Origin of the sequence: Sphingobium sp. S6 (assembly GCF_905120495.1) — a bacterium.
Classification (GTDB): Bacteria; Pseudomonadota; Alphaproteobacteria; order Sphingomonadales; family Sphingomonadaceae; genus Sphingobium; species Sphingobium agri.
In genome coordinates, this window is the sequence record NZ_CAJHOG010000027.1 from 1 (window position 1) to 9,150 (window position 9,150).

7 protein-coding genes and 2 pseudogenes are annotated in these 9,150 nt (G+C 60.1%); 7 read left to right on the top strand and 2 right to left on the bottom strand.

Annotated features, from left to right (window positions below; genetic code table 11):
• Window positions 1-616: pseudogene (locus tag SPHS8_RS19890) on the top strand (aromatic ring-hydroxylating dioxygenase subunit alpha); the annotation flags it as partial.
• A gap of 191 nt (window positions 617-807) precedes the next feature.
• Window positions 808-3,363, top strand: coding sequence for a TonB-dependent receptor (locus tag SPHS8_RS19895; protein ID WP_007685998.1), 2,556 nt, complete (start codon window positions 808-810; stop codon window positions 3,361-3,363).
• 94 nt (window positions 3,364-3,457) lie between these two features.
• Here SPHS8_RS19895 and SPHS8_RS19900 read toward each other — a convergent pair whose 3' ends face one another.
• Entirely contained in the window at window positions 3,458-4,369 is a 912-nt protein-coding gene (locus SPHS8_RS19900) for a LysR family transcriptional regulator (protein ID WP_013041683.1), read from the bottom strand.
• Between the two features lie 131 nt (window positions 4,370-4,500).
• Here SPHS8_RS19900 and linE point away from each other — a divergent pair, with 131 nt between their 5' ends.
• The 5 genes from linE to linD all read left to right on the top strand — a co-directional run bounded on the left by linE (window position 4,501) and on the right by linD (window position 8,754).
• On the top strand, window positions 4,501-5,466 hold the full coding sequence (linE, locus tag SPHS8_RS19905; protein WP_007686007.1) for a chlorohydroquinone/hydroquinone 1,2-dioxygenase: 966 nt from the start codon (window positions 4,501-4,503) through the stop codon (window positions 5,464-5,466).
• A gap of 97 nt (window positions 5,467-5,563) precedes the next feature.
• Window positions 5,564-6,301, top strand: coding sequence for an alpha/beta fold hydrolase (locus SPHS8_RS19910; RefSeq protein ID WP_020817419.1), 738 nt, complete (start codon window positions 5,564-5,566; stop codon window positions 6,299-6,301).
• Window positions 6,298-7,014, top strand: coding sequence for an alpha/beta hydrolase (locus SPHS8_RS19915; RefSeq protein WP_007686010.1), 717 nt, complete (start codon window positions 6,298-6,300; stop codon window positions 7,012-7,014). Before SPHS8_RS19910 ends, SPHS8_RS19915 begins: the two co-directional genes overlap by 4 nt.
• Window positions 7,015-7,021: 7 nt before the next feature.
• Window positions 7,022-7,654: a YciI family protein gene (locus tag SPHS8_RS19920; RefSeq protein ID WP_007686013.1), complete on the top strand. Its 633-nt coding sequence runs from the start codon at window positions 7,022-7,024 to the stop codon at window positions 7,652-7,654.
• A 59-nt stretch (window positions 7,655-7,713) separates the two neighbouring features.
• Window positions 7,714-8,754, top strand: a complete 1,041-nt coding sequence (linD, locus tag SPHS8_RS19925) for a 2,5-dichlorohydroquinone reductive dechlorinase (protein ID WP_013035740.1) — start codon at window positions 7,714-7,716, stop codon at window positions 8,752-8,754.
• A gap of 205 nt (window positions 8,755-8,959) precedes the next feature.
• On the opposite strand, the pseudogene SPHS8_RS19930 reads toward linD, so the two are convergent.
• Window positions 8,960-9,150, bottom strand: a pseudogene (locus SPHS8_RS19930) (hypothetical protein); the annotation flags it as partial.

The window sequence follows — 9,150 nt, forward strand, 5'->3', positions numbered from 1 at the left end:
GCAGGAAAAGGCGCTGTTTGCGAGCAGAAGCTGCTACGGTTGCAAGCGCCTACATCTAAGCGCGCCGGCCTTCACCATCGGCAAGAGGCACGTGTTCCAGGATGGCGACACGGTGTGGAGCAATGTCTCTCATCCTAACGACTTCATCTCGGACATCATGAACAACATGTTCAACTCGCATGGCAAGCGCTTCGACGCATGGACGGACGTTCAGTGGACAGCGCCCGGGTCGATGTCGCTGCTCAGCTATTATGCCGAGCCTGGCACGCCAAAGGAGGACGGGCATATGCACACGTCCATCCACGTGATGACGCCGGAGTCACCGGACACCACACATTATTTCTGGGCTTTCGGGCGCGACATCCATCCGGACAATGAGGAGTTCTCCGCAAAATTGCGCGCCGGCATCGAATATGCGTTCGAGGAAGAGGACAAGCCGATGATCGCTCTCCAACAGGCGCAAGTCGGCGATCGGGACATCATGTCCATGCGGCCTGTGCTCCTGGCTGGCGATGCTGGCGCGGTGCGCGCTCGTCGCATGCTGCGTAAACTTATCGCGCAGGAGCAATCCAACGGCGAAGAGGCGAGCGATCAGAAGCAGTCAGTGGACGCTTAGGATTCAGTCCGCCTGTTTCCTGGCTGACTGTCGCTTCTGTCGTAAGTCTAGCGAGATCCAGTCTGCACGTGAGTTGAAAGTCAGGTGTGATGACTTCTTGCATTAACGCTGTTTGAAAGCGCGCAAGTGCCACTGGCTGCCAAAGCAGCCAGCCAGCTTGCGAAAAATAAAGAGGGAGGGAGAGGTACAATATGAAAAACCGCATCAAAATTGGGCTGATGCTCGGCACGGCTGGTGCGCTCGGCTGGACCCCGGCATACGCGCAGGCCCCCGCTGAGGCACAGATTGCTCCGGCGCTGCCTCAAGCCGTGGCGCCTGCTCAGGCGGAAAGCACAGACCCCGCGTCCAATGTCGGCATCGGGGACATCGTGGTCACGGCGCAGCGCCGCGCGGAGAATGTCCAACAGGTCCCGATTGCCGTTGCAGCTTTTTCCGGTGCGGCCCTGCAGGAAAAAGGCGTCGACAATGTTTCGCAGCTCGCGAACCTCACCCCCGGCGTGCAGCTATCGTCCACGTCGCAGATTTTCAGTTCGCCATCGATGTTGTCCGGATTCATCCGCGGCATCGGCCAGGACGACTTCGCACTCAACTTCGACCCGGGCGTCGGCACCTATGTCGATGGTGTCTACCTCGCGCGTACCGCCGGGTCGAATGTCGATCTTCTCGACGTGGAACGCATCGAGATCCTGAAGGGCCCTCAGGGTACGCTGTTCGGACGCAACACCATCGGTGGCGCGATCAGCGTCGTCACCCGCAAACCGACAGACGATTTCAGCGTGATGGGTCAGGTCTCGGGCGGTCGCTTCAACCGAATCGATGTCGGTGGCGTCATCAACATCCCGATCGTCGAGGGCAAGCTCAAGAGCAGCATTGCCTTCTCGTCGAAGAACCGGAACGCTTGGCAGAAACGGATCCCGTTCCCTGGAGCTGCAGGCTTTGCTTCGGATCCTTCAGAAGCCTTCCAGCAGATCGATTATACCTCGCGGACCGCAGCAGGCGGCATCAGCGAACAGGGCGTTCGCGGTAAATTGCTATGGAACGCGACCAATGCGATCGATGTGACGCTGGAGGGCGACTATCTCAACTCGGAAACGAGCGCTTCGCCAAGCACTCTTCTCGGTACACGGTCAACTGTGTTGTCACCGGCCGGAACGCCAGTCGATGCGGACGGAAACGGCGTCCCGGACTCCACTTTGGCCGGCCTCTATAATACCTGCATCAGCCTTCCGGAGTCAGTGCTCGGCGCGATTGGTCTCGGCGGCGCCTGTGGCCCGCGTGCGGGCGGCCTCCCGGCTATCGCCGGCGCGAACGCGGACGCCGATCCCACCAATAGTCGGCTTCCGATCGATAACCGCTTCGTTACCGGTAGCCTCAACCGTGGTTACGGCACGGGTATCAATTTTACCAACACGCGCAATTTCGGATTCACAGGGACCGTCGATATCGACTTGGGTGGACCTGCCTTGAAGTCGATCACCGCCTATCGCAATCTCGACACCCGTTTCGGACAGGATCTCGACAACTCACCGGTCGTGGGGTTCGAGGGCTCATTCCGGGTGAAGCAGCATCAGTTCAGCGAAGAGCTGCAGCTTTCGGGCAAGGCGTTCAATGACAAACTCGATTATCTCGTCGGCGCGTATTATTTCTCAGAAGGTGGTAGGGAATCGGAGGATGTCGCATTTCCCGGCGGTCTGTTGCAGATCGTCGGAAACTATCGGTTCAACACCAAGTCCTACGCGCTCTTCACGCACCTCAACTACCGTGTGAACGATCTCATCGGGATCACGCTGGGCGGACGTTATACCAAGGAAGATAAGACGCTCGTTGGAAGCCAGCGGGACCTCAATATGCTTCTCACCAAACTCGGTACTCCGGCATTTCTGTTCCCGGATCCGACAGACCTGTCGCAATTCTACCCGACAGGGGAGCAGAAGCTCTCGTTCAGCAATGTTTCGCCGCGCGTCGGCATCGAACTCCATCCGACCGAGCGGATAATGCTGTACGGATCATTCTCGAAGGGGTTCAAGTCGGGCGGCTGGACGACCCGCGTCGCCGCTCCGGTCCCGCCGGATCCGACCAAGCCTGCGGACAAGCAGGCGCCGAGCTTCAATCCGGAGAAAGCCGACACGTTCGAGATCGGCTTCAAGTCGCAGCTTTTCGATCGAATGCTGCAAGTCAATGCTGCGGCATTCTACACGGACTACAAGGGCATCCAGATCCAGATCCAGCGCGGCATCGGTGCCTCCTTCGAGAACGCCGGCAACGCCAGAATCAAGGGTTTCGAGGTCGAGACGATCTTCGCGCCGAGCCGCGTCTTCCGCGTGAGCGCGTCGGCGGGATACATTGACGCTTACTATCGGAGGATCAACGATCCGTCGGGCACGATCACGCTGGCGAGCCGGCTGCCGCGTGTCCCGAAGTGGACCGCGACGCTATCTCCCGAGTTCAACGTTTTCCTGGCCAATGAAGGTCGGGTCACACTGCGGGCGGATTATTCCTACAAGTCCACCATGGCGGCGGATGCGGAAAACACGCCCGAGTTGTTCAGTGGGAATGTCAGCCTCGTCAATGCCTCGCTCACGTACAGCGCGCCCGGCGACGACTGGTCTCTCGCAATTGGCGGGAACAATGTTTTCAACAAACGCTACATCGCAAATGGCGTCAATCAGCTCAATGGAGCTGGCCTGCTGAGCGCGGTGCCGAACAGGCCGTCTGAATATTATGCGACTTTGAGGTTTAAATTCTGATCGACCCGGACTGATCCCACTCCGGATGCTCCTATCTGTCCGGCCCGGGTTTAACCTAGGCCGGGCTTTCTTTGCTAGGTCGATGGCAGCTTTCTCACATCCGCGCGGACAGCACCTTGTGCAGGAGCTGTCGCAACCAGCGGTGAGGCGGGTCGTCTTGGTTCCTCGCATGCCAATATTGCCTGACCTCAAATGCTTCCATAAGAATTGGCGGCCGCACGGCCCGGAGTCCGTAGACCTCGGCGAGCCGACCAATCACGCGAGCCGGAGCGGTAAGAATAAGGTCCGACTCGAAGCAAGCTGCCAACGCCACGAGAAAGCTGCTCGCGACGATCCTGATCCGATCGGGATGGATCTTGTCGAGGAGAGCGCGTTCGACGGCACGATGGGCATGGGCCATACCCTTGGTGCTGACCACGATATGATCTGCGGCCATGAAGTCATCGGTCTCACCGGACTTGATGAACGGATGACCTTCCTTTCCGAAGCACAGATATTCCTCCTGGTAGAGCCGTTGCGTCTTGATGCCGGCAACAAGGCTCGGATAGGCGCCGACGGCGATATCGACATGCCCGGTCTCGAGCGCGCTCACCATTTCATCGCCGCTCAGCGTGAGTGCGCGGTAGCTGGTGTGTGGTGCCTCGAACCGCGCCGCCGAATGCAACGCCGTCAAAACGACAAGATGGGCGATGTCCGATCCGGCAATGATGAATTCGCGCTTGAGACGGTCAGGTGAGAATGTCTGCCCGCCTTCAGCCAGGTCGCGACGCAGTTCCAGCAGTTGCTGAACAACCCCGGCGATCGCCTCGGCACGTGGTGTCGGCTCCATGCCGTCGCGCGCCCGGACGAGAAGCGGGTCGCCCAATGCTTTGCGCAGGCGCGCCAGCCCATGGCTGGCGGTGGGCTGCGGTAGGTCGAGTTCTCGTGCAGCGGCGCTGACGCTGTGCCGCTTTAACAGCGCATCCAAAAGCACCAAGTGCCGAAAATCCAGGTCATCTATATTCACAATCTGAATTGTATCTATGAAGGTCCGCCAATTGTCAAATACTCCCTGATCCCTCAAACAGGCTGCAGCAGCGATCGTTGTGCAGGTTTGAAGAGACGATCCGCAATCGCAGAAAATAGTGGAGAGCGATCATGATGCAACTGCCCGAACGCGTCGAAGGACTTCATCACATCACCGTCGCGACCGGATCCGCGCAAGGCGACGTGGATCTTCTCGTCAAGACGCTGGGACAGCGGCTCGTCAAGAAGACGATGTTCTACGACGGCGCACGGCCGGTCTATCATCTGTATTTCGGCAATGAGCTTGGCGAACCGGGCACGCTGTACACCACTTTCCCCGTTCGCCAGGCTGGCTACACCGGAAAGCGTGGTGCAGGGCAGATATCGGCGGTTTCCTATAACGCACCCGTCGGTACGCTTTCCTGGTGGCAGGAGCATCTCATAAAGCGCGCTGTGACCGTCTCGGAAGTGCGTGAGCGGTTCGGGCAGAAATATCTGTCGTTCGAGCACCCCGACTGCGGTGTCGGCTTCGAAATCATCGAGCAGGACACGGACGGCCAGTTCGAGCCCTGGGACTCTCCCTATGTGCCCAAGGAGGTCGCGCTGCGGGGCTTTCACAGCTGGACGGCCACCCTAAATCGCAATGAGGAGATGGACTCCTTCATGCGCAATGCCTGGAACCTGAAGCCCCAGGGACGCGACGGCAATTACCAGCGCTACGCTTTCGGCAATGGCGGTGCGGCCAAGGTGCTAGACGTCTATATCGATGAGGACGAAAGGCCCGGCACCTGGGCGCTTGGCGAAGGCCAAGTTCATCACGCCGCGTTTGAAGTCGCCGACCTCGACGTGCAGGCCGCGCTCAAATTTGACGTGGAAGGCCTCGGCTACACCGATTTCTCAGATCGCAAGCACCGCGGCTACTTCGAATCGATCTACGTTCGTACGCCGGGCGGCGTGTTGTTCGAAGCCTCGGTCACGCTTGGTTTCACCCATGACGAGAGCCCCGAGAAGCTCGGCAGCGAGGTCAAGGTCGCGCCGCAGCTCGAAGGTGTAAAGGACGAGCTCCTCCGGACGATGAACGATCCGATCGTCATTTGATCGCAAGGATGACTCCGCAGGCTGGGTGAAGAGAATGTGGCGACATCGGGCAGTCAATAGCCGAAATGGTGCGCGGATCGGTGTTCATACCACTGGCTTGCCGAGCGGTGAGCCGATCCTGCTCCTTTCTTCCCTGCTGGCCGACTGGCGGTCCTGGAATGACGTGGCCGGTCGTTTACCTTCAGGGGTATATGCGATCACGATGGACCTGCGGGGTCATGGAACGAGTTCGCCGAGTGCCGGCGACTACAGTCTAGCCGAACTGGCGGCCGACGTGCTTAATGTAATGGATAACCTCGCGTTTGCAAGAGTTCATCTTGTTGGCACGTCGGTCGGGTCGATGGTCGCGCAATATCTTGGCGCCACGGCGGGACACCGGCTTATCTCGCTGACACTCGTGGCAGCAGGTTCTCTCGTTCCAGAGCCAGCTTGGCCGATCTGGGACAAGCGGGTGGCCGCAGTGCGCAGCGGCGGGCTCATTACGCAGGTGCCGATCGTGTATCCGGCATGGTTTTCCGGAGCGGTCGACCAAGGTCTGCTGGATCTTGCTGAGTCGATGATCTTGGCCACGACAGTTGCCGGATTCACCGGCGCTGTCGCAGCGATCAAGGGCCATGACGCGAGAAGCCTTCTTCCGCAGGTCGAAACGCCAACGCTCGTCATAGCCGGTGCGAACGATGCCGCCGTGCCACCGGAGGCGGTCCGCGCGACCGCCGCTCTCATTCCAGGTGCCGCATTCGAAGTTGTGACGGGTGCCGCGCACCAGGTCGCGATGCAGCATCCTGTCGCCTTTGCGGACCGGCTATGCCGCCATATTGCTGGAGCGCCGCGATGACGTTTTCCCCTGAAGGACCCTATGGGACAATCGTGACCGGCCCGCCTGTCGAACAGGCAAATGCTGCGATCATTCTTCTGCACGGCCGTGGCCAGCGTGCGCAAGCGATGCTGGAACTTGCGAGACAGCTCGATCTGCCCTCTGTCGCCTGGCTTGCCCTGCAAGCGCCCGCCGGGGCGTGGTACTCGCCCAAATATGACGGGTTCGATCCAGACGGCGACAGGTCTGTGGCTGACGCCTGCACCGCCTTGGCTGAGATCTCCTCGCGGCTGGAAGCAGCCTGGGTCGCGCTAGACCGTCAGGGCATAGTCGGCTTCAGCCAGGGTGCCTGCCTCGCCAGTCACTTCATGTGGTGCGGCGCTGCGAAAATGGGGTTCCTGGGCTCGCTGACCGGAAGCCTCCCGGGTTTTGAGCTCCCAACCGCGCCAGTTGAGCCTCGGTTTACCGGTCTCAAGGCGATATTCACAGGTGGTCTGAACGACGATTGGGTCAAGGCAGAGCATGTGCGGGAGACAGCTGAGCGCTTTAGACTCTCTGGTGCTGATGTCGGCGAGTATATTCAACCGATCAAGGACCATGGAATTGGGGCGGACGAGATCGCGTTGTTGCGAGACACCCTGATCGCACGCTTCGAGCTGAACCCGCCGGTCCCTACGCGCGGGCCGCGACATCAGCCGCTCGTGCCGCAAAGCACGCCAAGTCTGACGGATTGAACGTCCCATGCTGTTCTCCGTCATAACCACCATCTCGCCTGAAAAGCTGGCAGAGCGCACAGCAGCCATACCGGCACACCGCGCCTATCTTGCGTCGCACACCGCAAGCATTTTGGCAGTGGGGACCACCTTCGCCGAAGGCGGCGATTTGGTCGGATCGACATATCTCGTTGATGTCGACGATTGGAACGCAGCCCGGGCCTTCATCGCCGAAGACCCCATGACCGTGTCCGGGGCACGTCAAAGCATCGACATTCTTGAATGGCGGATGGGCGGGTTCGATCGGCGATACCCCTGGCAAGGGGCGAACGTCGAGAGACAAGACGCAGCGCATCAAAGTCTGAATAAGGAAGGGGTGAGCGCTGCGCCCCAACCTTCGCTCCGCACACGCCATCTCAGAGTGTTGCTGCTGATCACCACGCTCGCGCCGCTAGTGGCCCTCGTCAACATTCTCTTGGGCGACACCATTGCCCATCTTCCCGTTTTGCTGCGCTCCTTCTTGGTCGTGGGGCTTGTCGTGCCCGCCGCGACCTATGTTGCACTGCCGCTGCTTACCGGCCTTGCGCGCTGCGTGGGGCAGGAGCGCCGGGAAAGTTCACCAGCCATCCGGCCGCCGGCGGAACACACTCATTCTACATGACGATTTAGCCCGCAAAAATCCCCGAACGTCTCAGTTCCAGGCAAAAGGATCATAAAAATATGAGCGCTGATACAGAAACCCTGGCGAGGAAAGTCCGTGAAGAGGTTATCAAGCCTGAGCAATCGACTCTGATTAGCCCGGATCGACAGTCACCGAGCCTCCTTCGCCGCGAAGCGACGGTCGAACCGCGGTTCGAACTGTTCCACTTCGTGTTCTCAGTCTGCTCGCAAAAGGTGCGCGGCACCCTAATGGAGAAGGGCGTGACCTTCGGCTCCAACGAGTTGACGATCCTTCCCCCGCAGAATGAGAATTATTGTCCGCAATATGTCCGGCTGCGGTTGCGATCGGAAGCCGCAGCCAAGCACCGTCCTGTCAGCTCGTTCACTGGGCAGTCGTCTGTTGATTCCGAAGGGTTCGACCCGCTCGTCGTACCGACCCTCGTCGACCATGAGACCGGCCGGATCCTCGCCGATTCCAAGGCAATCTGCCTCTACCTCTGCGACGCCTTGTCCGGCGGTACCGATCTTCTGCCCGCCGACATACGGGAGGCTGTGCTCAAGCAGGTCCAGCTCGCTGACACGACGCCCCATGTAGCCCTGCTCTACGGCGCCGATCCGGACGGTGATCGTCGGCCCGAAAGCATGCAGGCGGTCATGCCCGGCATCCACGCACACAAGATCGACGCCGTGCGCCGCAATATCCCGCTCGCGGACGGCGACCCGCTTCTCCTCGAAGCCTACCAACACAAGATTGTGAAGGAGGAAGCCGCCGCCTCGTTCGTCATCAACGAGCCGCAAATGCGGACCGCCATCTCGAAGGCGGAGCAGCTGGTTACCGATCTCGATCGCGACCTCGGGGCGTCCACCGGACCTTGGCTGTTCGGCGACCGCTTCACGCTCGCCGACCTGTTCTGGGCCGTCAGTCTCTACCGCTTCCTCTGGCTCGGCTATTCGGGTTTCTGGAAAGACGGTGCAGGCAAGCCCCGTGTCGAGGCCTATGCCAATCGGCTCTTCGCGCGGCCCTCCGTCAAGGATGCGATCATCCAGTGGCCCGGCCATCCGCCGAGCGAGAATGTCATCCATCTCCTGAGCAACGCCTAAAGGCAACCACCGCGCCGTCCGCAAGCGACGCGGTCCATGCCCTGAACGCGTCGTCCGGCAGGGCCGAGACCATTCAACAGCGCTCGAATCCAGGACGAGCATGGATTTCTTATATGGATCAAACACTTCTCGAAGTACGCGTAACAAAAAAGGCTCTGTTGCAAAGATTGGCGGCAGTCAGAGGTAGGCTGTCGCTCTGCGCCGATCAGGCGGCTGCTGCGAAATGGTGGTTGAGCATGCCCATGGCCTCCGTCAGCGCCGAGGGCCCAATGCCAAAAGCTCTCTCCACAAGGCGCACCTCGCCCCTGATGCCGGGCTGCAGGCACCAGGGGCGAGCCTGTCGGCTCTGTTGCAAAAATCGTGAAGCTTGAGCATGCTTGGCGGAGATTGGACGGA